The 24,475-nt window shown below is 40.1% G+C and carries 25 protein-coding genes; 13 read left to right on the top strand and 12 right to left on the bottom strand.

The window, feature by feature from the left end:
- Window positions 1-15: 15 nt before the first annotated feature.
- Together MKY17_RS03075 and cax are read right to left on the bottom strand one after the other, a co-directional pair.
- Window positions 16-828: a YfkD famly protein gene (locus tag MKY17_RS03075; RefSeq protein WP_098370500.1), complete on the bottom strand. Its 813-nt coding sequence runs from the start codon at window positions 826-828 to the stop codon at window positions 16-18.
- A gap of 465 nt (window positions 829-1,293) precedes the next feature.
- Window positions 1,294-2,352 (bottom strand): calcium/proton exchanger, encoded by a 1,059-nt coding sequence (cax, locus tag MKY17_RS03070; RefSeq protein ID WP_076371201.1) that lies wholly within the window; start codon window positions 2,350-2,352, stop codon window positions 1,294-1,296.
- 189 nt (window positions 2,353-2,541) lie between these two features.
- Here cax and MKY17_RS03065 point away from each other — a divergent pair, with 189 nt between their 5' ends.
- On the top strand, window positions 2,542-3,708 hold the full coding sequence (locus MKY17_RS03065) for an MFS transporter (protein WP_098370499.1): 1,167 nt from the start codon (window positions 2,542-2,544) through the stop codon (window positions 3,706-3,708).
- A gap of 330 nt (window positions 3,709-4,038) precedes the next feature.
- Window positions 4,039-5,958: a heavy metal translocating P-type ATPase gene (locus tag MKY17_RS03060; RefSeq protein WP_098370498.1), complete on the top strand. Its 1,920-nt coding sequence runs from the start codon at window positions 4,039-4,041 to the stop codon at window positions 5,956-5,958.
- 234 nt (window positions 5,959-6,192) lie between these two features.
- Here MKY17_RS03060 and MKY17_RS03055 read toward each other — a convergent pair whose 3' ends face one another.
- Both MKY17_RS03055 and MKY17_RS03050 read right to left on the bottom strand, forming a co-directional pair.
- Window positions 6,193-7,032 carry a YihY/virulence factor BrkB family protein gene (locus tag MKY17_RS03055; protein ID WP_098370497.1) on the bottom strand — a complete coding sequence of 280 codons (840 nt, stop codon included), beginning with the start codon at window positions 7,030-7,032 and terminating at the stop codon, window positions 6,193-6,195.
- 16 nt (window positions 7,033-7,048) lie between these two features.
- Window positions 7,049-7,441, bottom strand: a complete 393-nt coding sequence (locus tag MKY17_RS03050; RefSeq protein ID WP_098370496.1) for a YtxH domain-containing protein — start codon at window positions 7,439-7,441, stop codon at window positions 7,049-7,051.
- Window positions 7,442-7,672: 231 nt separating this feature from the next.
- Between MKY17_RS03050 and MKY17_RS03045 the strand changes: the two genes are divergently transcribed.
- From MKY17_RS03045 to MKY17_RS03030, 4 genes are all read left to right on the top strand, one after another.
- Window positions 7,673-7,897, top strand: coding sequence for a DUF1128 domain-containing protein (locus MKY17_RS03045; RefSeq protein WP_098370495.1), 225 nt, complete (start codon window positions 7,673-7,675; stop codon window positions 7,895-7,897).
- Between the two features lie 97 nt (window positions 7,898-7,994).
- Window positions 7,995-9,260 carry a gephyrin-like molybdotransferase Glp gene (gene glp, locus MKY17_RS03040; protein WP_098370494.1) on the top strand — a complete coding sequence of 422 codons (1,266 nt, stop codon included), beginning with the start codon at window positions 7,995-7,997 and terminating at the stop codon, window positions 9,258-9,260.
- On the top strand, window positions 9,248-9,763 hold the full coding sequence (mobB, locus tag MKY17_RS03035; RefSeq protein ID WP_179891012.1) for a molybdopterin-guanine dinucleotide biosynthesis protein B: 516 nt from the start codon (window positions 9,248-9,250) through the stop codon (window positions 9,761-9,763). The genes glp and mobB overlap by 13 nt, the downstream gene beginning before the upstream one ends.
- 11 nt (window positions 9,764-9,774) lie before the next feature.
- Window positions 9,775-10,017, top strand: coding sequence for a DUF2164 domain-containing protein (locus MKY17_RS03030; protein ID WP_179891011.1), 243 nt, complete (start codon window positions 9,775-9,777; stop codon window positions 10,015-10,017).
- Window positions 10,018-10,058: 41 nt separating this feature from the next.
- On the opposite strand, the gene map is transcribed toward MKY17_RS03030, so the two are convergent.
- From map to MKY17_RS03000, 6 genes are all read right to left on the bottom strand, one after another.
- Window positions 10,059-10,805, bottom strand: a complete 747-nt coding sequence (map, locus tag MKY17_RS03025; RefSeq protein WP_098370491.1) for a type I methionyl aminopeptidase — start codon at window positions 10,803-10,805, stop codon at window positions 10,059-10,061.
- A 107-nt stretch (window positions 10,806-10,912) separates the two neighbouring features.
- Window positions 10,913-11,428, bottom strand: a complete 516-nt coding sequence (locus tag MKY17_RS03020; RefSeq protein ID WP_098370490.1) for a type 1 glutamine amidotransferase domain-containing protein — start codon at window positions 11,426-11,428, stop codon at window positions 10,913-10,915.
- Between the two features lie 200 nt (window positions 11,429-11,628).
- Window positions 11,629-11,904: a late competence development ComFB family protein gene (locus MKY17_RS03015; RefSeq protein WP_260398005.1), complete on the bottom strand. Its 276-nt coding sequence runs from the start codon at window positions 11,902-11,904 to the stop codon at window positions 11,629-11,631.
- A 45-nt stretch (window positions 11,905-11,949) separates the two neighbouring features.
- On the bottom strand, window positions 11,950-12,705 hold the full coding sequence (gene motB, locus MKY17_RS03010) for a flagellar motor protein MotB (RefSeq protein WP_098370489.1): 756 nt from the start codon (window positions 12,703-12,705) through the stop codon (window positions 11,950-11,952).
- Window positions 12,698-13,489 (bottom strand): flagellar motor stator protein MotA, encoded by a 792-nt coding sequence (motA, locus tag MKY17_RS03005; protein ID WP_098370488.1) that lies wholly within the window; start codon window positions 13,487-13,489, stop codon window positions 12,698-12,700. Before motA ends, motB begins: the two co-directional genes overlap by 8 nt.
- 368 nt (window positions 13,490-13,857) lie before the next feature.
- The gene (locus MKY17_RS03000) at window positions 13,858-14,955 is read right to left on the bottom strand and encodes an AbrB family transcriptional regulator (RefSeq protein ID WP_179891010.1); all 1,098 of its coding nucleotides are present in this window, start codon (window positions 14,953-14,955) and stop codon (window positions 13,858-13,860) included.
- A 414-nt stretch (window positions 14,956-15,369) separates the two neighbouring features.
- Here MKY17_RS03000 and mreBH point away from each other — a divergent pair, with 414 nt between their 5' ends.
- Window positions 15,370-16,377, top strand: a complete 1,008-nt coding sequence (gene mreBH / locus MKY17_RS02995; protein ID WP_098370486.1) for a rod-share determining protein MreBH — start codon at window positions 15,370-15,372, stop codon at window positions 16,375-16,377.
- Between the two features lie 502 nt (window positions 16,378-16,879).
- On the opposite strand, the gene MKY17_RS02990 is transcribed toward mreBH, so the two are convergent.
- Window positions 16,880-17,254 (bottom strand): stage III sporulation protein AH, encoded by a 375-nt coding sequence (locus MKY17_RS02990; protein ID WP_286176945.1) that lies wholly within the window; start codon window positions 17,252-17,254, stop codon window positions 16,880-16,882.
- 638 nt (window positions 17,255-17,892) lie between these two features.
- Between MKY17_RS02990 and MKY17_RS02985 the strand changes: the two genes are divergently transcribed.
- From MKY17_RS02985 to MKY17_RS02960, 6 genes are all read left to right on the top strand, one after another.
- Complete coding sequence (locus MKY17_RS02985; RefSeq protein WP_098370484.1) at window positions 17,893-18,315, top strand: hypothetical protein; 423 nt, start codon at window positions 17,893-17,895, stop codon at window positions 18,313-18,315.
- 79 nt (window positions 18,316-18,394) lie between these two features.
- Window positions 18,395-18,967, top strand: a complete 573-nt coding sequence (locus tag MKY17_RS02980; protein ID WP_098370483.1) for a VanZ family protein — start codon at window positions 18,395-18,397, stop codon at window positions 18,965-18,967.
- 557 nt (window positions 18,968-19,524) lie between these two features.
- Entirely contained in the window at window positions 19,525-20,088 is a 564-nt protein-coding gene (locus tag MKY17_RS02975; RefSeq protein ID WP_098370482.1) for a tyrosine-type recombinase/integrase, read from the top strand.
- Between the two features lie 52 nt (window positions 20,089-20,140).
- On the top strand, window positions 20,141-20,638 hold the full coding sequence (locus MKY17_RS02970; protein ID WP_098370481.1) for a cation:proton antiporter regulatory subunit: 498 nt from the start codon (window positions 20,141-20,143) through the stop codon (window positions 20,636-20,638).
- Window positions 20,639-20,644: 6 nt separating this feature from the next.
- Entirely contained in the window at window positions 20,645-21,871 is a 1,227-nt protein-coding gene (locus tag MKY17_RS02965; RefSeq protein ID WP_098370480.1) for a cation:proton antiporter, read from the top strand.
- 441 nt (window positions 21,872-22,312) lie between these two features.
- On the top strand, window positions 22,313-23,179 hold the full coding sequence (locus MKY17_RS02960) for a YihY/virulence factor BrkB family protein (protein WP_098370479.1): 867 nt from the start codon (window positions 22,313-22,315) through the stop codon (window positions 23,177-23,179).
- Window positions 23,180-23,239: 60 nt separating this feature from the next.
- Here the strand turns inward: MKY17_RS02960 and MKY17_RS02955 are convergent, their stop codons facing one another.
- Window positions 23,240-24,406, bottom strand: coding sequence for an oligoribonuclease (locus tag MKY17_RS02955; protein ID WP_098370478.1), 1,167 nt, complete (start codon window positions 24,404-24,406; stop codon window positions 23,240-23,242).
- Between the last annotated feature and the right edge of the window lie 69 nt (window positions 24,407-24,475).

Below are 24,475 nucleotides of genomic sequence, written 5' to 3'. Positions count from 1 at the left end.
GGCGAGTTTTTCAATTTACCTAGGTTGCTGCGAGACTGTAAAGCTGAAGGAAACATGGTCCTGAACCGGTATCCATGCACCGATGCCTTGTGAAGTGATATTCTTTATCGTAATGGTTCTTTTATTTCCTTTTAGGTTCAAATATACTTCCCCATATGTGACCTTGCCTTTTTCATTGACGGCGGAAGCAAAACTGGATAAGTAACCAATCCTATTTGAAGCAACATTGTATACTTGATCTTTTTTCGTACCAGCTCCGATGATCGTTTCAAAAGCCAATGGCAAATTCGTTTTTTCAGTGGCTTTTAGCAGCATCATCTTTTGAACATCCTCAGCCTTAGGAATTTTCGCTGTCAGACCGCCACTTACTGCCTTCTGACTTTCCTGGACATAACGGATCTTATAGGGAACTTCACCGCCGCGATTATCATAGTAATTCGTATTGATCTTTTGGTATTCCCAGTTTGGTGCCGTTTCCGAGGACTCATAATTCAATGCCCAATGTCCAAGGTAAATGGTCGCTCTGTATCCAAAAGCAAGCGGGGCTTTTGCAATTGCGGATTCATTCAACATTTTGATGAGTTCTGGGTTTTCAATCTTGATATCCGACGAATCGATCAATTGTTCGGCAAGATTACTTGGCTGCAGCATCGGAAGATCCTGGGTCGGGTTCGGATACGTATTCTCCTTTGCAATATTCAATACTGAAGGTGGGATATTCACCTTATTCGGATCTGCTTTGACTTCTGGTATATCAGCTGCAAAACTTACATTCGCCTGAATGAAGGCAATTAGGGCAATCATCGTAATAAAAATAGTTCTTCTCATGCTGTCGCACTCCTTTTGAGGGGTTCAATCATATTGATTATAGATTTTGTTTTTAGCCAACATTCTATACATTTCATTACGATTTCAACTTTGTAATGAATTTGTAAAATTTAGAATATTTACTTTTCTCTTCAAATCAGTTATACTTATTTTACATTATAAAAAGGAGGCGAAATCGTTCATACCTATTAAACCTTCAGGAGGTATGCTTATCGAACATTCCATGACACCCTTTTAAAGGATGACAGAAAACGAATTCGCCTATACTTAAATCTGATGTAAAAGGATGGTGTGACACTCTAGAATATTTTCTCAACTTTTTCAAAAGCATGATGAAAAATTTTGGAATAACTTATGAATGGTAATTTACTGATATAGAAATGACTCTGCTAAATCTAACCTGAGCAGAGTCATTTTTATTTTTTAACTTAAAGAAAGACCTCCCACATCGGAAGGCCTGCATTCTTATAATAAATAAAATCCAATTCCCATAATGAAGTATGCGGCCAATAAGGTAAGGCCTTCAAACCAGTTCGTTTCCCCGTCATTAGAAATCATGATCACCAGAAAGACTGCTGAAACCATTGATATCAGTTCTGGCATTGTGAAAACAAGCGGCATACTGGTTGGATACATTAACGAAATCAATACGAGTACAGGAGCGACGAACATCGCTACTTGAAGCGTGGAACCAACGGCAATCTCCACAGCGACATCCATTTTATTTTTATAGGCCATTATGACGGCGGAAGCATGCTCTGCCGCGTTACCGACGATCGCAACGATAATGACACCGATGAATAACTCTGACCATCCGAAGGCTTCCCCCACCTCGCTAAACGTATGGACAAGTTTTTCCGATACGTAAGCAACAGCCAATGTAGCGGCAGCAAGTATTATAATTGCCTTTTTCCTGCTCCACTCCGGTACTTCCTCTTCATGTTCCTCGAGTTTCTCTGTATGCTGATATACCCCGCGGTGAGTAACCAATTTAAAGAATAATGCAGCAAGATATAATAAGATCAATATAATGGAAATTCCGACACTTAACGACATCGTGCTTGATTCACCCATGTTTTGTGTGAATATTTCCGGTATGACGAAGGCTACAATTACTGCAAAAATCAATAGTCCGGCATTATGCCTCGCATCGAATACATTAAACTTCTGCCGTTTGTATTTAGTCCCTCCGACAAAGAATGAAAGTCCTGCCACCAACAATAAATTTCCTAAAACGGAACCAGTCAAAGACGCCAGCACAACACCCACTAGCCCCGCCTTTAATGAAAAGATGGATATGATCAATTCTACTGCATTACCAAAGGTTGCATTCAAGAGACCGCCAATCCTTGGTCCCATAACGATTGCTAAGCTTTCAGTGGCCCGGCCCATGAAGCCTGCCAGCGCCACGATTGTTAAGCAATATACTATGAACATGATTACACTCGGCCAATGCAATAATGACCCAATGACAGATAAAGGGACGCCTAACAGGACAAGCCCCAAAAATATTTTATTCACGATACTTCTCCTCACAATCCTATAGTTCTTTTTATGTAACAAAAACTATCATACATAATCTTCGGGTGAAGACAAAGGAAAATTTTATCAACACCTCTCTTCTTGACAATATTTACCCAAATTTCTATTGCTTAATCCTCTTCCTAAGATGTAACATCAAGAAGGTATACATTTCTTAGGAGACATGATTTTATGAATAATAAATTGCTTTTAAGCGTTTTAATCTTAATTGTCGGCATATCGGGGTTTTCTCAAGGGATGCTTCTGCCGATCATTGCCATCATTTTTGAAAATGAGGGAATTAGCTCATCCCTAAACGGGTTTCATGCAGCCTCCCTGTATATTGGAATTCTATTGATTTCTCCTTTTATGGAAGCCCCACTCCGTAAATACGGCTATAAGCCATTGATATTATTTGGCGGGATAACGGTCATTGTATCGCTTGCCTTATTTCCTGTCTGGAAATCATTCTGGTTTTGGTTCGTTCTGCGTTTCTTCATTGGTATCGGCGATCATACACTTCACTTTGCTACACAGACATGGATCACTGCCATTTCACCAATAGCTAAGCGCGGAAGGAATCTTGCCATTTATGGACTTTTCTTCAGTCTTGGCTTCATGGTTGGCCCGCTGATGACGAAACTTCTCGAGATCAATCAGTCGTTGCCTTTCATCATAACATCCATACTTAGCCTTCTGGCTTGGTCCACTGTTTTCCTTATTAGAAATGAGCTTCCTGAACAGGATGATTCTGAAAGCACATCATTCCTTGGCACACTCAAAAGGTTTACGAAAGTAAGCCGCATAGCCTGGGTCGCTTTTTTACTTCCGTTTACATTTGGTGTGCTTGAAGCCTCATTGAATAGCAATTTCCCTGTATTTGCCCTGCGCTCCGGAATCGATTTAACAGCAGTATCCATCATCATTCCGGCATTTTCTGCTGGGACTCTGCTTACCCAGATTCCCTTGGGGATGGTCAGTGACCGTTTTGGACGGCGAAAGACCTTGTTGACGATTCTTATTTCAGGGTTTGCCATATTCACGCTTGCAGGGTTTTATTCCTATTCAGTTCTTGGCCTATTCCTCTGCTTTATGTTTGGCGGAATGATGGTTGGTTCGACTTTCTCGCTGGGAATCAGTTATATGGCAGATCTTTTGCCAAGAAACCTATTACCTGCTGGGAATTTATTATGCAGTATATTCTTTAGTCTCGGCAGCATCGGCGGTCCATTCTTTGGAGGCCTGGTTATAGAACACATCGATGGAGGGAACTTTTTCTATATGATCAGTATCATGCTTTTCCTTGTCTTCATATCATTAGCCTTGTTTAAGGAAAAAATGCCTGCTTCAGTTATGTAGTATAGTTTTTTATCTGGACTACTTCTTTTATTATTCAATTTGAACGGTATTTATCAAAAGACTTTATATTAGTTAGGAAATACTTTATATTTTTTACTAGATTAGAATCATTCTTCTTTATTTCCGAATAGGATATGTGGTACTATAATAATAACAAAAAGGACATCACGTTTATAAACCATTGAAAACATTGCTGTCATCGCAATTACGGTGGCAGCTTTCATATTTTATCCAGAGAAATGACGTTGATTATCTTTCTCAATTAGATATAACACAAATGATAATCTATATCATTTACACAAAATAGAGAAGAATGTGGGAGGGAGTCTTATGACTACAGATACTAAACATTTAACCCAACCGGCTGCATGCAAAACCACTTGGTTGGAAAAAGCAAAACCTCATCTAGAACTTATTGCTGCATTATTCAGCGGTTTACTTATAGTATTGGGCTGGGCCCTTTCAAAGAACGGAATGGAAACTGCTTCCATAGTCATATACTTGGCCTCTTTCTTAATTGGCGGATATGCCAAGGCGAAAGAAGGCATAGAAGATACGATTGCTGACCGGGAATTGAATGTTGAGATGCTGATGATTTTTGCGGCAATCGGTTCTGCGGTCATCGGATATTGGACGGAAGGCGCCATATTGATTTTCATCTTCGCTTTAAGCGGTGCCCTTGAGACATACACGATGAATAAAAGCCATAAAGAAATTTCGGCACTAATGGACTTACAGCCCGAAGAAGCACTGCGCATCACTAATGGATATGAAGAAACCGTATCCGTTTCACAGCTGCATGTCGGGGATTTGATTTTAGTGAAACCAGGTGAGAGAGTTCCTTCAGATGGAAAAATCACGGACGGCCGTACCAATATCGATGAAGCCGCCATCACTGGCGAATCCATACCAGTCAGTAAATCATTGGATGATGAAGTATTTGCGGGAACGGTTAATCTCCGTGGAACGATTACCGTGGAAATCACCAAACCGGCAAGTGAAACATTATTTCAAAAAATAATTACTCTCGTTCAATCCGCACAAAGTGAAAAGTCCCCTTCCCAGCTGTTCATTGAACGGTTTGAAGGGACTTATGTAAAAGTAGTATTGACTGTTGTCGCCTTGATGATGTTCGTACCCCATTTCCTATTGGGGTGGAGCTGGACCGAGACATTCTACAGAGCGATGATCCTGCTCGTTGTCGCTTCTCCTTGTGCCCTTGTGGCCTCTATCATGCCTGCTACACTTTCTGCCATTTCAAATGGAGCCCGTCATGGCATTTTATTTAAAGGAGGCATCCATCTTGAGAATCTAGGTAATCTGAAGGCAATTGCTTTAGATAAAACCGGTACATTGACAAAAGGAAAACCAGAGGTAACGGATGTCATTATCCGCGAAGATTTAAACGAAGATGATTTCTTATTTCATATTGCATCTGTTGAAAATTATTCGAATCACCCTTTGGCAACATCGATCGTACGTTATGCCAAATCAAAATTGCAAAAGGATATCATTAAACCAAATAACATGGAAGATATCTCAGGTAATGGGGTTCAAGCCTATATCAATGGCGTGCTTTGGCAAGTCGGAAAAGCTGATTTCGTCGGTCGCAGTGAAGCAGAACGATTCCAAAATGGCATTGCACTGACATTGGCTGAACAAGGTAAGACAATCGTTTATGCAAAAGATGATCAAGGAATTGCAGGCATACTCACTTTGAAAGATGTCGTGCGTGAAGAAACCGTAACAGCCATCGAAGCCTTGAAAAATGAGGGCATCCATACCGTCATGCTTACAGGAGATGGGGAAAAAACGGCTAAAGCGATTGCTTCGGAGAGCCATATTGATGCATATATTGCCGAATGCCTACCTGAAACCAAAGTGACTGAAGTGAAAAAGCTGAAAGAACATTTTGGCACTGTAGCAATGGTTGGGGATGGCATAAATGATGCACCTGCACTAGCAACAGCATCTGTTGGAATTGCAATGGGTGAAGGCACGGATGTTGCCCTGGAGACAGCAGATGTTGTTCTGATGAAGAATGATCTGCCGCGCATTGCGGAAGCAGTCAAATTATCCAAGAAAATGAATCGGATCATAAAACAAAACGTCATCTTTTCAATTTCGGTCATCATGATCCTGATCGCATCCAATTTCCTTCAATTTCTAGACCTCCCATATGGCGTGATTGGCCATGAAGGAAGCACAATTCTCGTTATACTGAACAGCTTAAGACTTTTGAGAAACTAAGCATAAAAAAAGGAGCCCTCGAGGGCTCCCTTTTTTATGCTTTTTTCAATTAGTGATATCCGTTCTTACCGTTTGCAGAACCTGATGTTTTATGGTTCGAACCTTTATTTTTTCCTTTTTGCTTTGTGCTTCCATCCTTTTTACTCATGAAAGAACTCCTCCTCTTCAAAAGTTGTTAGTTCTTGAATAGTATCCGCAGCATGATAGTCCGCTATTACGGAAACTCCAGGAAGCTCATCTACATTCTGGTTTTTCCTTTTCACTTATGAGCGCATTTATTTCCCCGCCCAGTATGATGATGAGTCCCGATAAATAAAACCAGACCATTAATACGATTATCCCTCCAAGACTTCCATATGTTGCGGAATAATTTGCGAAGTTATCCACATAAAAAGAAAACAAAAAGGAAGCGAGACTCCATCCTGCCGTTGCAAAGATAGCACCAGGCATTACGGTTATGCATTTCAGCTTTATGTTGGGCGCAATCCAATAAAGGATGGTGAACACAATTAAAAATACAAGCGTACTGATCACCCAGCGAAGTTGGTTCCAAATCGTAAGAAACTCATCGGATTGTCCAATTTCGGCAAATAAAAACACTCCGATCTGTTTTCCGAATACCGGCAGCAATAAAACGACAATAAAAACAAAAATCATCGCTAAAGTAAGAAGAATCGACATTCCCCGGGAAATAAAGAAAGTTCGACTTTCTTTTACACCATATGCATGGTTAAATGCTTTAATGATTGCATTCATCCCATTCGAGGCCGACCATATCGTTCCAATGACACCAAACGACAATAAAGTCCCGTTCGCTTCCATCACTTCAGATAGGTTAGCCTCAATGATTTTCATCGAATCGTCAGGCGCATATGTACGGATGGTATTCAATATATCTTCTTGGGAAAATGGCAGATAGGCCAATAAAGTGAATAAAAAAATAAGTAACGGGAACAGGGAAAGTAAAAAGAAATAAGACAGCTGTGCGGCAAGCCCCGACACATCATCCACATGTAACCGTTTTATGAATGTCTTAAAGAATGAGCCTTTCAGCCATTCTTTTTTATTGGCCATACCTCCACCCCATTTTCTAATTTAAGGAAATCCGTTCATGGTGACTTGAAGTTGGCTCTTCTTCCTCTGCAGCAAAAACTTCCTTCGTCTCCATCACCACTTGGGCAACTTGCGAAGGAATGTCTTTCATTTCCTCCACCTTTTGGGAAATGAAGGATACATCATCGGAAATTTTTTCAACAGTGGAACGGACCTTAGATGATGTTTCACTTACTTGTTTAAGCACCCCATTGGGATTCTTCATGAATTCTTTCATATTACCCATGCAGCTTTTACTGTTTTCCAATACAGAATTACGCGTATCCTTATCAAAAAGGCTTATCGCTGCCCCAGCCAACGCCCCAATAAAGACCGATTGCATAAATTTGCTTTTCTTGGCACACTTATATTCTTCTCGAATGTTGCTCATATATTCTCCTCCTCTTCATATATTAGTGATGGATAATGGTAGCTACCTCCATTATACAATGTTTAAAAAAGTTTTTTCCTATCTTTTCCCAAACTCTCTCACTTTAAAACGCGGGAGATGACCAAGTGAATCGGGAATCAAGCTTCGTTTTCCACCCGAATATTCATTGACTTCTAGAGGTAATCATGCAAAGATGAAAATAATTTAGGAACGTATGAAAGGATGAGGGAAATGGATTTAACGCAAAACACAGCCGAAAGTGTCGAGTTTATGATCGAAGCAATCAAGGATAAATTAAAGGTGATGAACTTCGGTGCAATCAAATCGACCCATTTTGATATCGAGATGTACGAAGAACTGCACGATATTTATATAATGGTGATGAAGAAAACGAATTTCAGTGTCCGTGAAATGGAAGCTATCGCTGAAGAACTTGGAAGACTGCGTAATAAGTAACATTCAAATCCTCCCATACCGGTGAGGATTTTTTTCATTTTTTAAAAAATTCTGCTACATTGGATATAGAAATTGAAAACCGACAGGAGTTGTAAGCATGGTAGAAAGAAGAACGCCCATCAGTATTGCAGAAGCAGTGGAAAAAGTGATGAAGCATAAATTAACAGGACATATGGAACTGATCCCCCTCGAGGAAAGCCATGACCGTTTTTTGGCTCAAGATATTGTAGCTACAAATGATGTTCCGCATTTTGACCGCTCGCCATATGATGGATTCGCCCTTAGGTCCAAGGATACGGCCGAAGGTTCCATAAATAACCCTCTCGAGTTCGAAGTGATTGAAGAGTTGGCTGCGGGTATGGTATCAAATATTCCTGTTCAAAAAAATCAAGTGGCAAGGATCATGACTGGAGCTCAGATGCCAGCTGAGTGTGATGCCGTAATCATGCTCGAGCTTACGAAGGAATTCGAGAAGGACGGAAAGAAGTACATATCATTTAAACGCTCGCTTAAGGAAGGCGAAAACGTTTCTTTTCAAGGTGAGGATGCAAAGAAAGGCGATGTTCTTGTGAAAAAAGGAACAGCGATCAATCCAGGGATCATCGGCTTGCTCGCAACATTCGGTTATGCCGAAGTGCCAGTTGCCACTAAGCCTGTCGTCGGATTATTCGCTACCGGGTCTGAACTTCTTGATGTTAATGAACCGTTGCAGCCCGGCAAAATTCGCAACAGCAATTCACATGCCATCTCCGCCCAAATTCGGAGGGCCGGAGGAGAAGTCCGTTTCTACGGAAAGCTTAAGGACGAATTCGAATTAAGCTACGAGGCCATTTCAACTGCCTTGGAGGAAGTGGATCTGCTCATTACGACAGGAGGAGTTTCTGTCGGTGATTTTGATCTTCTCCCGGATATTTATCAAAAAATTGGCGCTGATGTCTTATTCAACAAAGTGGCCATGCGCCCCGGCAGCGTGACGACCGTAGCCGTATATAATAACAAATTTTTATTCGGTTTATCCGGCAATCCATCCGCCAGTTATGTCGGCTTTGAACTATTTGCAAGACCGATCATCCGCACCATGCTGTTTTCGGAACATCCGCATTTACGAAAAGAGACGGCACAATTGGCAGAAGACTTCTTAAAACCCAATCCATTCTCACGTCTGCTTCGGACCCGATTATTTTACGAATCCGGCCAGTTGAAGGTAATTCCTAGTGGTGTGGATAAATCCAATATTACAACAAGCTTGGCAGGTGCCAATTCACTGACCGTCTTACCTGGGGGGACCCGTGGTTTCCAAACTGGAGATTTTGTGGACATCCTGCTTCTCGATGACCAAGAAGGATGCAAATGGCCTTGGTGAAGCCCTTTATTTTCCAGGTTGTTGGCTACCAAAATAGAGGAAAAACGACCTTCATAACGAATATAATCAAACAGCTTCGCGAAGCAAAATTAGAGACAGCCGTTTTAAAACATCATGGACATGGCGGAAAACCAGATGTCACAGGCACGAAGGATTCCAATAAACACTTTCATGCCGGGGCGGCCGCCTCACTTGTTGAAGGAGATGGCACAATCGAGCTGCTCGGCAATTTCAAGGGGAAAGCCCCTATCACTGAACTAATTCAATTACTGTATCTATTTCTCCCTAATGTGATTTTAATTGAAGGTTATAAGCAAGAGGACTTTCCTAAGGTCATTTTAATCAAAGAAGAAAGTGACCTCCTGTTATTGGAACGGCTTACTAATGTCAAAGCAGCTGTGGCTTGGCCCGAATGTCTGGAACGAACAAGGAATCATGCTTCAGTACCCGTCTTCCCATTGGATTCGGATCAATTCATTACATGGTTTTTAGAACAAATATGAAGGAGGGCACAATGTTCATACAATTTCCCATTGAAAAGCGCCGCAAGATGATCGAAAGTATCCAAGAATATGTGTATCAGGAACAAGGCAAGGAAATCGGTGAAATCGCTGCTGAAAATCATTTGCAGTTCATTTTCGAAAATATTGCTCCCTTTATTTATAATGAAGGTATCAAAGATGCTAAAAAAGTCATTGAGGACAGATTAGGAAATATTGAAGAAGATTTGTATTCATTGGAACGTCCAATTGATTAAAATGAAAAAACAGCATCATAATCGATGCTGTTTTTTTATGTTCATTGTTCGGTCAGAATAAGCGGACCGTTTTTCGTAATGGCAATCGTATGCTCATATTGTGCCGAGTATTTCCCATCTGCAGTGGATGCCGTCCATCCATTCGGATCCCGGCTTGCTTTATATGTACCTACGTTTACCATTGGCTCGATGGTGAATACCATGCCTTCCTTAAGACGCGGACCTTTATTCGGCAGTCCATAATGCGGAACCTGCGGCTCTTCATGAATGACATTTCCTATCCCGTGTCCGATGAAATCACGAACGACAGAGAATCCTTCCGCTTCGACATATGTTTGTATGGCATGACCTATATCTCCAATCCGATTGCCTTCCACACATACTTCAATCGCCTTATATAAAGATTCCTTCGTCACATTCACTAAATGTTCGGTTTCCTTTGAAACCTTACCGACCGTATACGTCCAAGCAGAGTCAGCAAGGGCCCCGTTATAATTAACGACCATATCAATCGTTACGATATCTCCGTTTTTCAAAGGGGTCTTACGAGGGAAACCATGACAAATTTCTTCATTTATGCTGGCACATGTCGCATACTCATACCCTTTGTAACCCTTTTGTTCCGGCTTCGCACCATGTTTTTTTAAGAATCCTTCAACAAATTCTTCTATTTCCCATGTTGTCACCCCAGGAACAATCAATTTTGCAATCTCCCTATGACAAGCTGCCAAAATTTTACCCGATTCATGCATCGCTTGAATTTCACGCGCAGATTTTAATACGATCAATCGTGACACTTCCTTTTTAATTCGTCTCTCCTTTTATTTTACTGCAAAGATTGAAGTATATGAATCCTTTTAAAATGAAAAATCCCGGCAGCTGCCGGGATTTTTCATTATTTCAATAGATTGAGCGATTCCCGGTTAAATGCCGGAAGGTCTTCAGGTGTCCTGCTGGTTACAAGCTGGTTGCCGCAAACCACAACCTCTTTGTCCAAATAGGTGGCACCAGCATACTCCATATCGACTTTAATGGATGTATATCCTGTTGCGTGGCGTCCTTCAAGTGTTTTGGCCGTAATCAGCAACTGCGGTCCATGACAGATCGCAAATACTGGTTTTTTATCATCCATGAACGATTTGGCGAAAGATACGAAGCGTTCGTCAGCACGCAGTTGATCAGGGGAAAACCCACCGGGGATGAATAATGCATCGAAATTTTCTGGTTTCACTGAGTCGATGCTTTCATCAATCTCGACTTCTACCTCCCCTTGTTTCCCTTTAACAGTTTTCCCTTTTACCATTTCAATCCTCGTTACCGTATGGCCGGCTTCTTCGAATGCTTTTGCCGGTTCACTATACTCCGAGTCCTCAAACATATTCGTTACAACACATGCAATATTTTTACCCATAATCATTCATCTCCTCAATTTTTGATCGAATGAACCAACTTTGTACTTTATTTATGTTCCCTTTGCCACCATAAATAAACACATAATTAATGGTTGTCCCTTTTGTTTATGAGTAATGTACCGCTATATTTCCTAAATCCCTTCGGAGGTCGCTGTCCGCCTTTTTTAATATCGGAAAAAAGATAATGGCAGCCATTTGATCAATGTTTAGGATACTGGCCAACAACGTGTATCGCATTGATGATTCTTTTATTGATCCATTCCCTATTTTCTTCTGTATTCAAATTTCCAAATATCCTTTTCCGCCCTTCTTCCGTGGTTACATAGTAATTAGGCAGGTTATTCAATGATAATGTGATGATGTCATTCTTACATTTTCTGCACGAACAAAATGTTTGATATTCCATACCTGACATTAATACCTGCACCCATGTCACAACGATTTCTTCCATCACATTTGTATATTCTCTTTCCATATATTCTCCTTCAAAAAGAAAAACCCGTCCATTCCTGACAGGTTTTCACTCATTCATCGCTGTCCGTGGAACAATTAGGATTTCAACTCTCCGGTTTTTCGCTCTTCCTTTTTTCGTTTCATTAGAAGCAACCGGCTTGAATTCCCCATACCCTTTAGCACTGAACATTTCGGGATCCAACTCTTTATTTTCTAGGAGAAGTTTCATAAAATTCACGGATCGCATCACGCTCAGATCCCAGTTGGATTCATATTGGTAATTTTTAATGGGAATATTATCGGTATGTCCGCTTACGATAATGTTTCTGGGTAAGTCCATGACCAGTAAATCCGAGATTTCCTTAGCGATTTTTCGGTTTTCACGCCTCACCTCAGCCACCCCCGATTCGAACAGCACGTTTTCCCTAATTGAAATCAACATCCCTTCATCCGTAAGGTTCGTTCCCAATTTATCCGTTAAATCATTTTTTTGGATGTAGGCATTTACACGCTCCTGAACTTCCATAAGATCTTCTTGTTCGTTTTTCCCTAGCTTCTCAAGATCTTCTGCACCTGTTCTTTGTTCTGGTGACGTCGGCTCATTGCTGGGGGAATCACTTGGGAAATCCATAAAACCCGTTCCGCTTGTAAAAACCTGGTTAAATACATTGGACAATTGCTGGAACCTTACTGAATCAACCGAACTTGAAGCGAACAAGACGATAAAAAGCGCAAGAAGCAATGTTAAGATATCGGCGTAGGGAACCAGCCATGATTCATCGATATGCTCTTCATGCCTTTGTTTCTTTTTGCGCCTAGCCATCTTCTCTCACATCGCCTTCTAACCACTTCTTACGATCTCCAGCAGGCAAATAGGATGTTAATTTCTGTTCAATCGTTCTTGGAGCTTCCCCTTCGATGATCGATAAAATACCTTCTATCATCATTTCTTTGATTCGGACTTCCTGCTGCGATTTCCGTTTGAGCTTATTGGCGAATGGATGCCATAATACATACCCCGTGTAAATCCCCATCAAGGTTGCGACGAATGCGGCAGATATGGCATGTCCCAATGCCTCCGTGTCAGCCATATTCCCCAATGCAGCAATCAGCCCGATTACCGCACCCAATACGCCTAGCGTCGGTGCGTATGTACCGGCTTGACTGAAAATCGCTGCCGCGCTTAAATGACGTTCTTCCATCGCGTCTATTTCCTCCGCTAAAATATCACGAATATAATCGGCACTCTGGCCTTCTACTGCAAGATTCAAGCCATTTTTCAAAAAGGTATTATCCACTTGATCCGAAATGCTTTCCAATGCCAATAAGCCTTCTTTCCTGGCAATGACCGCCCATTCCGAAAAGGTTTTTATTAAATCTTCAGGCTTTGTCAATTTTTGTTCATAGAATAAAACCTTGAATATTTTTGGTAGTCTTTTTAATTCCGACAAAGGGAAAGCCGTTACGACAGCAGCTATCGTCCCTACAATAATGATCAAAATAGCCGCCGGGTTAATCAACGCCGTTACACTTACGCCTTTCAACACCATTCCGACCAAGATGGCCACAATACCGAGAACTACGCCCAAAACTGATGTTATATCCATAATACTCACCCATTCATTTAAAGTCTCGTCTCCTCCTTATATCGGATGAAGTTCAAAAAAAGTGAGGATTATTTTACTATTCGATTTCATTTTTCATTAAATTCTCACAAAACCTACCAACTTCGGCGCCTACATGAGCTTATTCAACAGCACATTTCAATGGTTCGGGTACAATATTCTTTCGAGAATTGAATTTCAAGCCTGTTCCGTTCGTACTTTTCTCATAACGTCTGGAATATGCGCTTTTACTCGTGAGTTTTGACGGTTTACTCGTAAGTTTTCTGCTTTTACTCGTGAGTTCCGCATAACGTCTGACATTTGTTCTTTTCACTCTTCAGTTTTTCCGAAAAGAAAAAGGACAAAGCCTGTCAGCTTTGTCCCTGTTCTTGTTTTCCCTTGCTTCTTCCAACCAGCCATTTTATGATGGGTGACAGGAAAAATAAAATGAATAGGATCCTGAATAAATGAAAACTTGTGACAACGGATAAATCCACATGCACAGACATGGCTGTTACGGCCATTTCGGCGACGCCGCCTGGCGCCATGCTCAAAAATAATTCGTTCGGCTGCAAAGATAGGATCGGGGCAAACTGAACGGAAAGATAATAGCAAAATCCAATCAATAGGACATTACTGACGAATACAGCCCCAAACATCTTTCTGAAAAGTCGGGGATTATCAACCTTCAGTGTGTAGCCTAAATGTGCGCCGATCAACAATTGCGACAAGTTCAACCAAAAATCAGGAATCTGCGGGGCACCTGGTCCTGCTAAATTGAATAGTGCTGCAGCCATGAGAGGTCCTAGCAAAAAAGGCAGCGGAAAATTCACTTTCCTTGTGATGAAGATGAATAATAGCAAGGTTAACAACATCATGATGGCTAATTTCCCATCATAATCAAATAAGAAAAACGGCCGCTCCGAAATGGCCATTACCGTACCTGATCCAACTGACATTACATGAGTCACGATCCAAGGAACAATGGAAATCACAAGGATGACCCGCAGTGTTTGCATGAAACCTACAACCGTTTCATCACTATCCTTCATTTCCTCACTTAAGACCACCATCTGGGAAAGCCCTCCCGGAAAACTGCCAAGCATGGATGTGCCCAAGGATAAGTTCATTCGTTTCCCGACAAACCAGCCAGTCAAAACTGTAAATAAAATGATTGCGATTGTCGTAAAAAGCATAACAGGCAAATATTCAATCATCTCATTTAACGATTGTTTCGTGAATGAACTGCCCAGTTGTAATCCTAGAATGACCAATCCAGTACTTCTAAAGGTTTTAGACCAAAACAAGTACTTCCTTAACTTCACTTTCGCGATCATCACGACGAATAATGGTCCAAGCATCCATGGCAAGTATATTCCAAGGCTATCAAACGCATAACCACCCAGGAAGGCTAGAAAAGCTGTAAAGATGACTCTAAAACTCTTACTCTCGATTAAATTTGCACTCACAAAATTACCTTCTTTATCTAAGCTGATTTTCTTCTATATCTTAACATAAAACAAGCTGATTCAAAGCTGCCATCCACGCTTGCTTTCGACTGAAGCGAGGGGCGCAGTGTGAAATATACTAAAAACGCACATATGAGGGGTCAATATTTTGCAGCATTCAGCTTACGTTTTACAATAGGCAGAATGTTATCGCCATTAGCCATTCCGATGTCAGTGGATTGGTTACAATTGGACATTTGCCGTTATCCGCGCGCTTGCCATCGCCAGTGCACTTTTATATTTCATCATGTTTTCTTTCTATGAAAAGAAACGGCATGGCAATTCCACAATTTACTAGATTTCCCACCCCCACAAACTCGCAATAAAAGGTAGAATGAGTATATAGGGGTCAAACTCTTATGGAGGGGTGACTAAATGTTATCAAATACAGAAATAGGCATTGACTTAGGGACTGCAAATACGCTAGTTTACAGTAAAAATAAAGGAATCGTATTTAATGAGCCATCTGTGGTGGCCATTGATATAGAGACTAATAAAGTATTGGCAGTCGGTGTGGATGCAAAAAACATGATCGGGAAAACACCCGGAAATATCGTGGCAATCCGTCCGCTTAAGGATGGTGTCATTGCGGATTTTAATGTAACCGCGCAAATGCTTCGGGAAATCATGAAAAAAGCAAGTAAGGCCCTAGGTTTATCGATTCGCAAACCTAGCGTAGTGGTCTGTACACCATCAGGTTCCACATCAGTTGAGAGAAGGGCCATTCAGGATGCAGTCAAAAGCTGCGGAGCGAAACAGGTCCACCTTATCGAGGAACCAGTAGCAGCAGCAATAGGTGCGGGCCTGCCTGTCGAAGAGCCCGTTGCCAATGTCATCGTTGATATCGGCGGCGGAACGACTGAGGTCGCAATCATCTCTTATGGCGGCGTCGTTTCTTGCAATTCAATCAGAATTGGCGGAGATCAATTGGATGAAGATATCAGCCAATATGTTAGAAAAAAACATAATGTGCTGATTGGGGAAAGAACAGCCGAGGAAATAAAAAAAGAAATCGGCTACGCACTCGTTAAACATTCCGTGATCAGCATGGAAGTCAGGGGTCGCGATCTTGTAACGGGTCTTCCAAAGCCGATTACAATATCGTCCACTGACGTCCAGGAAGCCATTCAGGAATCGCTTCTTCATATACTGGAAGCAATCAGGGCCACTTTGGAAGATTGTCCTCCTGAATTGAGCGGGGATATCGTCGATCAAGGTGTCATCTTATCCGGCGGGGGTGCACTTCTCAACGGGATACAAGAATGGCTGACGAATGAAATTGTCGTCCCAGTCCAACTTGCAGATAACCCGCTTGAATCAGTTGCCATCGGAACCGGGCTTTCACTTGAGGTCATTCACAAACTACAAAAAGCCGTGTACTAAAAATAAGGGGCTGTCTTTGAACTGCACCCCAATTGTTAGACAACATCTAACAATTGGAGGTGCAGTTTTTTTACTAAATATACGATAGACGAAAAATCAAATGCAGTTTTAGAGTAATTGTGAAGGAAAAAAATATAAATTCATTGCTCAAGAAAGACATGTAGGTTTATCCCCTCTGAAAAGATGGTTGCTATCTGAAACATGGAATGGAAGGACTTGTTTCATCCTATACAAAATTACACTTGATGCGAGCACCTTGGTTACATGATACGCCTATCCCCATAGCGCCGTCCTCCAGCAACCTTTTTTGCGTATCTAATACAAAGAAAAAAGACCTCAACATTTAAGTTGAGACCCTTTCATGCTTTGTAAAGGTATATAGGATTCACCCTTATTTTATTATCAAGGAAACCTCCCATTTGTTAATCTTCCAATTCTTGAATTCTTAAGCCTTCAATATCCTTAATCCTAGAAGCTTCGGTATCATTATCAGGATAAATAATCATTGTTTTTCATGCGAAGAAGTAGCCAACCAAACCTTTCCTTGTTTAAAAAATGACAAATCTTCAGGTAAACTTGGCATTCCCCACTGATAAATCGATTTTGTAATCAATTTTATAATTTTCTTTGCATTCTCGTCAGCGTGAAAATAATAAACATTTGCTGTCTGATTATCACCAAGAGTGGTACTAGCCCATGTTGACTCGCATCTCATTTCTATTAATGATACTTTTAACTTATTTATAATTTCTTCTAACCCTCGTATCGAACCCATATTGTTTCTAACAACTAGATGAAATTCATCACACACATCAAAGCATAAAACAAGCAGTTCTAAATATACTCGATTTTTTGGATTTCTTTCAATGCTTAACATCTTATCCCTCCCTTCGTTATCAATTACTTTTACATCGTATACTTCTACTAAAGGATTAATTCCTTGCACCGTTCTTCATTTTCCTTTGCGGCAATGATGCTTGCAATTGAAGTTCCATGACCATATAAATCTTTTGTATAATTTTTTTATTAATTACGTCATATTTAGCAACAATTTGTCCATTTAATGCAGGTTGCTGATCATTAATAACGCTGTCTAAAATTGCGACTTTTTTTAGGCTTATCATAAATACTGATATTAGACACATAGTTTTTTTAACTCATCTTCATTAAATTTCACCTTAATTTCTTTACTACTAGAATCGCATGCTGATAAAAAAACATTGTGATTATGTAAAAGATTGTTTTTTCATGGTTATACCTCAACTCGATAAACTTGATTTATCTGCGTTACAACCACTTCCTTTAATACGTCTGTTGTTCATTAACTTACAATCTTTATTCACCATGAATTTTAAAATAAAATTAATTATTCAAACATCAGTTTACTATTGTTCTTTTCTGAAACAGAACATTTCAAAATTGAGACGTAAATTGTGGATATTTACGATACTATATTCCTTGTTAACAAATAGGTAATATGTGGTCACATATAAAAACACGGAAAGGGTGTAATTATTGAAAACTAAATTATTTTCAGTTTCAGTGATATGTATATTATCAATTATAATAGCAATGCCCTCTTTTGCTTTTGCAGCAACTAACGCTTATAGCTTTACAATGAATCTTCGAATAGTTGATGGAAGTAAAAACGGTCAATATTTTAATTTAAATAAAGGAACTGCAAAATTAAGTGGTACACATTATCAATATAGCTCTGACCCTAGCCCTGTAGGTCCTAACCCCATAACTTATCAATTATGGAATAAGACCTCAGGTAACAGTTTTGGTACAATAAAAGCTACACCTAATAAAAATGGTACTTCTTCTAGTCTGTCAGGTAGCTATTCTGGTCTAGGTGGGGGTACTAAGTATTATTTGCAAATTTTTAGAGTTGATGACGGTAGAAATATAAAAGGTTCAGGAAAAATATCAAATTAAAACAACTGGAAAGAGCTTATAATTCTTTATAAGTTCTTTCTTTATTAATATAATATTTTTACGATAGGGGGTCTCTAAAATGGTTTATCATTTCAGCGATTGGATTCTTTACAGTTTTATAATTTTATATATCATTTTGGCACTAATACTAAAATTAAGTTTCAAAAAAAGTTATACCTATCTTTTATTCTATACAATTATGTATGTTTATTTATGTAATGTTATAAACCTCACTCAATTTCCCATTTATGTAGATGATGATCAAAGAGAAGCATTTGGGGGACAAAACGTTTGGAAAGAAATGAATTTAATCCCATTTAAATATGAATTTACTAAATTGAGCTTTTTTAATATTTTAATGACTGTCCCACTAGGTTTTGGATTACCCTTCTTATTTAGAGCCTCATTTAAGAAAATTTTAATAGCTGGTGTATTAACTGGAATAATTCTCGAATCTGGTCAACTACTAACAGCTTTATATGCAGGATATACTTTTAGATTTGTTGATATTGATGATGTAATCTTCAATATATCAGGGACATTATTAGGATATTTCATTCTATTTAAATTATTTAAATTAACGTTTAATATCCTTGTGAGAAAGTGGAATATAAAGTTTAATTCCATAGTTAAACATATCAATAATACATAACGATTTATCCTGTGAATAAACGCCATTTCAAATCGTTATCCGACTACACAGACACGGGTATGATGAAGCATCATCAGCGGGTCTATTTGGCATGCAAGGAGCAACAGCCACTTTCGCAGTCAACCTCAAACGAATTCTCACGAAAATAAAAGCAGAAAAGTAATTAAATATGAAAGAAATAGATCACTTCCTGTTCATTATCGTACAGGAAGTGATCTATTTTTGTTGAAAAAACAATAACTAATTCAAAAACGTTAGTTTTTCAACAGCCTCGCTGAAAGCCGAGGGGGATCCCGGACCGCCTCTGGAAAGCTTAGTGCCTCTCGTTACAACCCACGCCCACATTGTACAAGCCATAAAAAAATGTAGACAAACCCCTTTTTGCTTTAAAAGAAACTGATATATTTTCACTTGATTGTGTAGAGAATAAGAAAAAGCTTTTTTTGGTTCAACAGTACTTTGCTTTTTGGAGAAGCCTTAATAGGACTTAACTCATGCAATGTTACATAACTTGTGTTATAATGTAATTATGTTACATTGGCAAGAGGAGAAGATCTATGGAATATGTAGAAGCCTTTAAGGATATCAATCAAATCAGCAAAATAAAAACATACTTACGCGCTCACTCCAGTCGGGATTATTTATTGTTTGTACTCGGCATCAATACAGGTATGAAGATAAATGAAATGCTTGAAATCACCGTGGCCAGCGTTCTGGATGAAACGGGCAAAATCAAGGAGTTCTATGAACAACGGACGGAAAATGACGAAGTCAATCAAATTTATTTGAACCTGAAAGTCCGTACCGCGTTACAAGAATACCTTAAAGGCTCTAAGGTTATCGAAGGTCAATTTTTATTTCTTTCCCCTAAGACAAAAAAGCCGATAACACGTCAACAGGCGCACCGAATCATCCATGATGCTGTCGAAGGTGCAGGGCTGACAGGCAAATTCGGAGCAAGTTCGATGCGTAAAACTTTTGGCTACCATGCCTATAAACAAGGAGTTTCACTGGCCTTGATACAGAAGCATTACCATCATTCCAGTCCATCGGAGACATTAAAATACATCGGCATATCCAAGGAGAAGAAATTCAATACGAATATTGACGTTAACTTATAAACATCCTGCTATCTTCTATTAACTCTAACCAACATTTTAAGGAGGAATTCCAGTGAGAATTAGAGAAAGTGAACTTCCTGGTATTGGCCAAAAATTCGAAATCATAACGAGAAATGATGAAAAGTTAGTAATCGTCATTCACGATGACGGCCGTCGGGAATTATACCATTTTGATAATGAACATGAGGACGTCATATCGAGCATCACCCTTAACGATCAGGAATCCCGGCAAATGGCTTCCATCATAGGCGGCATGGTTTATAAACCACAAGCACTTGAAACAATTGAAATGTCATTGGGTGACTTGGTGATTGAATGGTTCAAAGTCGAACCAGGTTCAAAGGCCATCAATCAAACGATCGGTTCGATTGATATCAGGAGCAATTATAACGTGACCGTTATCGCCCATTCTAAAAAAGGAAAAAAACAATTGAGTAATCCTGGTCCTGACTCCATCATCGAAACAGGCGACACTCTTGTGATATCCGGTGAAAGAAAAGATATCCGTAACCTGACAAGAGAATTATTGACTGACGAAAGGAGTGACTAAGCTCATATGGACCATTTAGTCTTTGAAGTGGGTACTGCCCTACTTCTAGTGGCATTAGCCGCTCTCGTTGCAGGTAAATTCAAAATATCAAATGTTCCACTATTAATTATCATCGGGATGCTCGTTGGCCCCCATGCCCCGCACTTCGGATTAATTGACCTGCGTTTCATTGAAAGTGATGAAATAATAGCATTCCTCGGTCGTGTCGGTATTTTATTCCTTCTGTTTTACCTTGGGCTTGAATTTTCCGTGAAAAAGCTCATGAAGTCCGGGAAAAATATCGTGACAGGCGGAACCTATTACATTTTAATCAACGTGGGAATGGCCTTGCTGTACGGTTTCCTGCTCGGTCTTCCCTTAAAAGAGGTTCTGATTTTAACCGGGATCATAAGTTTTTCTTCAAGTGCCATTGTGGCAAAGGTACTTGTGGATCTTAAAAGGACCGGTAACAATGAAACGGAGCTAATCCTTGGCATCATCATGTTTGAAGATATCTTCCTCGCCGTTTATTTATCAGTCGTATCCGGATTGGTATTAAGCTCTTCTGGTTCCGTTTGGGGAACATTACTTTCTACATTTATCGCGATAGGGTATATGCTGATATTTTTCGTTATCGCCCGGAAAGCATCTGGGGTCCTTAACAAATTATTCAATATAACCTCCGATGAGATTTTTATCATCGTCGTTTTCGCATTACTATTCTTCATTGCCGGTTTCTCGGAAACGATTCATGTTGCGGAAGCCATCGGTGCATTACTGCTCGGCCTAGTCTTTTCTGAAACGGAACATAGCGACAGGATCGAAAAACTTGTCATTCCCTTTAGAGACTTCTTCGGGGCCATATTCTTCTTCAGCTTTGGCTTGAGTATCGATCCGACGACCCTTGGGGGAGCTGTCTGGATGGTTCTTGGAGCAGTCATCATCACCATAATCGGTAACTTTGCAGCTGGTATGATTGCCGGACGCAAATCCGGTTTATCTCACAGAGCTTCCGCAAACATCGGTTTAACGATCGTTTCACGCGGCGAATTCTCCATCATTTTAGCCAACTTAGGCATTGCAGGCGGTTTAATGCCTATACTAACCCCGTTTGCGGCACTTTATGTTTTAACCTTAGCGATTCTTGGGCCGATCCTTACAAAAGAATCCAAACACATCTATAATATCCTAAATAAAGTATTCAAATGGACCCCTCCAAAGGTTCAAAAGGAACAGGGAAAAGAAGTGCAATAGAGAAAAAAGGCCAGACATTGCTGTCTGGCCTTTTTTCTGTTTACCTTCCATAACTTGCTACCATAATTATTATTATACTTGTTATAAAGAAGGCATAAAATCATACCTAGTAGTAGTGTTTGGCCGTATTATTCATAGGCTTGAAGCATCAACAGCACCTATTTACAGTTAATCGCAGAACCTTCCAAAAGGTATCGGAATAAATAGGCTAAGGTTGATCATCCTTGGCTTGCCATTTCTTCACCTTTCCATCATTCCGATTTTGCACTTTGCTGGAGCATTTAAAATTGATTTGCCTCTCCTCAAATTTGTTTTGGTTATTATCACAAGCTTCTACATGCGCGCGGATTACTTTCAATTTCTTTTCTTTTGAGGATTAACTTACGTGAACAGAGGGAAAAGAAGAGATAACCTAAGTAACTATTCAGGAGTGATGCCCAGATGAATAAGTCGATAAAATTTTCAAAGAAACTGATTAAAGAAATAAAGGAAGATCGTGTAACCGGACTGGCAGCAGAACAAGCTTATTACTATTTACTGGCACTATTCCCTTTGCTCATTTTACTTCTGTCCATATTACCTTATCTGAACATCGATATTCAGACAGCCCTTAACACGATAAAAACCTTCATGCCTGCGGAAACGATGGAAGTCGTCGAGAAAAATATCATCAACATATTATCTGAACGGAACGGCGGCTTACTGACTTTTGGTTTCCTTGGAACCATTTGGTCGGCTTCCAACGGAATGAATGCGTTCATCCATTCCATGAATATTGCCTATGATGTAGAAGAAACAAGGAATTTCATCAAAGCCCGCATCATTTCCATTGTATTGACATTAAGCCTTGTTGTTGCATTCATCGTCATGTTGGGTCTCCCCGTCTTCGGAAAGGTCATCATCGATTTATTACAGCAAGTCATTCCGATCCCTGAAGAAATGCAAATATTATTCAGCTTATTACGGTGGGTTATCGCGGTTGTGGTCATCTCACTTGTCCTGGCCTTTTTATATCGCTTTGCACCGAATAAAAGTTTTCCCATTAAACATGTCATCCCTGGGGCAGTGACCTCAACTGTACTTTGGCTGGGAATATCACTTGGATTTTCATTCTATGTCAGTAACTTTGCCAACTACTCTTCCACTTACGGCAGTTTAGGAGGCGTGATCATCTTGATGCTTTGGTTGTATTTGAGTGGTCTGATTTTTGTGATCGGCGGAGAAATCAATGCAATTCTACATCGCCAAAATATCATTCCGAAAAAACAGTCCCGCACGATCGTTCATCCTGTCCCGCTTAAAAGGTAAATCATGAATGACAATGGAAGATTGAAAAGCGGCTGTCCCATTTGGACAGCCGCTTTTAATTCATCCCTTATTGATAAACTCTTCATATCTTTCATCATGGGCCAGCCATGCAGCGTATTTCCGCTTCATGTATTTTTCCGCTTCCGCAAATGTATCGAATGTTTTTTTCTGTTGTTTTCCGTTGATTTCAACAATCCATTCCTCTTCTTCATCTTCATAGATGAATATGTCCTGTTTGTCTCTCGTTGAATATAAGCAACCCTCTGGGGAATCCTTTACATTCAATTGATTCTTATGTGCGTCTCGTTTAAGGGGCTCGGCATGGAAGGTCTTTTCGACATATTGGCTATATGCCTTTTCGGACATGGTGCAACCGGCGGCTTTTTGGTGACCGCCCCCATCGTACTTGCCGGCAACCTCAGAAACATCTATATCATCGTGGATTGTCCGGAAGCTGATTCTTTTACTTCCTACCATCAGGATGGCTATATAATCCAGATGCGAGAACTCTTTCGACAGTTCATTACCCAATTCCGAGTGGTATGACTCTGCATGGACCACACCAGCTGTATGGGGACCGACAGTAGCCTGATAGACTTCTCTTTTTTTCCTGTTTATGTACCGATCTACTCGACTCTCTTCAACATTCAGAAGGGTTTGCTCCACTTCGTCAAAAGTAAAACTTTCAGCCGTGGACAGCTTATTTGCGATCTTCATTTCGAATTCCTCTATCGGAATCATGAAAAACAGGTCATTCAATCGTTTTGCCGTTGTATTTTTATTGACTTCCCATTCCCAAGTATCGTATTGACGAACCAATTCAACGAATTCAGCAACAATGCTTGAAGGTTCCAGCAATTTATTTTCAACTGCATACTGATAGAATAATGATGTCGCTGCCGTCTGTTTACCATCTTCCTGTTCGACAGTTACAGATGCCCAATCATGTTCGTTTAAATGCAGTGCTGACTTATGATGATCAATCAGCAGTGCCTTGCCTCCATCTTCCACAAACTGAGTAATCATTTTTTCGTTATCTTCATCAACCGATAGATCAGTAACGATCAATGTATCTTCAATCTTAGCTTGCTCAAGAAATGCTCCTACATTCTGATTAAGGCGGCCAATTGAATTATAACTAACCACTACTTCTTCTCCGAATGCCAGCTTAGCTACAATGCCGCAGCCGACTCCATCTAAATCATTATGTGTAAAGAGATGGTACACACAAACCCCTCCTAATAACTAATAAAATTACTTTTCCCTAAAGTCATGAATTTCAATTGCAATCTTTAC

The organism is Peribacillus sp. FSL P2-0133 (assembly GCF_037975445.1).
Lineage (GTDB): Bacteria > Bacillota > Bacilli > Bacillales > DSM-1321 > Peribacillus > Peribacillus simplex_E.
The sequence above is the reverse complement of the archived record's forward strand: the minus strand, read 5'-3'. Positions and strand labels throughout refer to the sequence as shown.